This window comes from Nonomuraea zeae (assembly GCF_005889725.1).
In the GTDB taxonomy this organism is placed as follows: domain Bacteria; phylum Actinomycetota; class Actinomycetes; order Streptosporangiales; family Streptosporangiaceae; genus Nonomuraea; species Nonomuraea zeae.
On the sequence record NZ_VCKX01000676.1, the window covers coordinates 1 to 1,327 of the forward strand.

The 1,327-nt window shown below is 68.3% G+C and carries 1 protein-coding gene; it reads left to right on the plus strand.

Features of this window, described 5'->3' with window-relative positions:
- The first annotated feature begins 245 nt into the window (after nucleotides 1-245).
- Nucleotides 246-1,310, plus strand: a complete 1,065-nt coding sequence (locus ETD85_RS62320; RefSeq protein WP_420847402.1) for an IS110 family RNA-guided transposase — start codon at nucleotides 246-248, stop codon at nucleotides 1,308-1,310.
- The last annotated feature ends 17 nt before the right edge of the window (nucleotides 1,311-1,327 follow it).

The window sequence follows — 1,327 nt, forward strand, 5'->3', positions numbered from 1 at the left end:
CCGCCTGACAGTGAGGATGTAGATGAGCGCTTCCCGCCAGGGGCTGACCCACCGCCTGACTGACTTCGGGTCCTTAACGGGATGTGTCGTCCCTGGCCGGGAGGCGCTCATGTGCACTCACCGGACGTGGCGTTTGTGACTTCATAGGAGCCTGGCCAGAGGCCCCATCACTGTCTTGTCCGCGTTGCCCGGCTGGTGCGTGCCGCCCTGCCCCCGGTCAAGACGACAGGACGACGATGACCTCCATTACATCCGAAAACGCCCCGCTCGGCGAAGTCGTCGGCGGCGTGGACACCCACCAGGACACCCACACCGCAGCGGTGATCGACCCGGTCGGCCGGGTCCTGGGCACCGAGCAGTTCCCTGCCACTCCGGCCGGGTACGCCGCCCTGCTGACCTGGATGCGCGCCTACGGGCAGCTGAGGCGGGTCAGGGTCGAGGGCACCGGCGTCTACGGAGCCGGCCTGACCCGCCTGCTGCAGGCCGAGCACATCGACGTGGTCGAGATCGACCGGCCCGACCGCAAAAGGCGCCGCTTTCAGGGCAAGTCCGACCCGATCGACGCAATCGCCGCCGCCAAGGCCGCACTGGCCGGGGATCGGACCGGCACCCCCAAGCAGCGTGAGGCCCGCATCGAGGCGCTGCGCAACCTGCGCGTGGCCCGGCGCAGTGCCGTCGACCAGCGCGCCGACACCCAGCGCCAACTCAAGGCACTGATCGTGACCGCCCCCGATGACGTGCGTGAACACCTACGCGGACTGTCGATCACGAAACTGATCGCCACCTGCGCCGCCCTGAACCCCGACCGCGACAACGCCGCCAGCCCCGCCACCGCCGCCCAGATCGCGCTACGTTCTCTGGCCCGCCGCCATCAGCAGCTGTCCACCGAGATCACCGACCTCGACGAACTCCTATCCACCCTGGTGACCGCGATCAACCCCCGGCTGGCCGCCACACACGGCGTCGGCACCGACACCGCCGGCCAGCTCCTGGTCACCGTCGGCGAAAACCACGACCGACTGCACAGCGAAGCCGCCTTCGCGATGCTCTGCGGCGTCGCACCGATCCCCGCCTCCTCCGGCAAGACCACCCGGCACCGCCTCAACCGCGGCGGCGACCGCCAAGCCAACGCAGCGCTCTACCGCGTGGTCCTGTGCCGCCTGCGATGGGACCCCCGCACCCGCGCCTACATGGAACGACGCACCCGAGACGGCCTGTCGAAGAAAGAGATCATCCGCTGTTTGAAGCGCTACATAGCCCGCGACCTCTACCGGATAATCACCTCCAACGATCAAGAAAGCCCCTCTTGACATCCATAGGAGCATCC